Source organism: Psychrobacter sp. 16-MNA-CIBAN-0192, assembly GCF_040309565.1.
Lineage (GTDB): Bacteria > Pseudomonadota > Gammaproteobacteria > Pseudomonadales > Moraxellaceae > Psychrobacter.
The window spans coordinates 1-240 of record NZ_JBEOOX010000667.1 but is presented as its reverse complement, the minus strand read 5'-3'; the positions used below and the strand labels follow the sequence as shown (position 1 = coordinate 240).

The window sequence follows — 240 nt, the reverse complement described above, 5'->3', positions numbered from 1 at the left end:
GCCTTCAGCGTCTCGAGCTCGGTATCGATGCTGCCCTGCCCGAGGCACACGACGCGGTCGGACAGCGTATCGACCGGCACGTCGAAAATCCGCGCGAGCGCATCGTCGGCGTCGACCGGCTCGCACGCGAACAGGAACACGAACAGGTGCGCCGCATCGGCCGTCACGACGTCGCCCGCGCGACGCGGCCGGCAGTGCCGCAACGCATCGACGTGCGACACGCCCGGCAACAGCGTGAGC

The 240-nt window shown here is 70.0% G+C and carries 1 protein-coding gene; it reads right to left on the bottom strand.

The window, feature by feature from the left end; translation table 11 throughout:
* A partial coding sequence (locus tag AAEY78_RS14780) for a BcsE family c-di-GMP-binding protein (RefSeq protein ID WP_352340230.1) occupies positions 1–240 on the bottom strand: 240 nt, incomplete at both ends.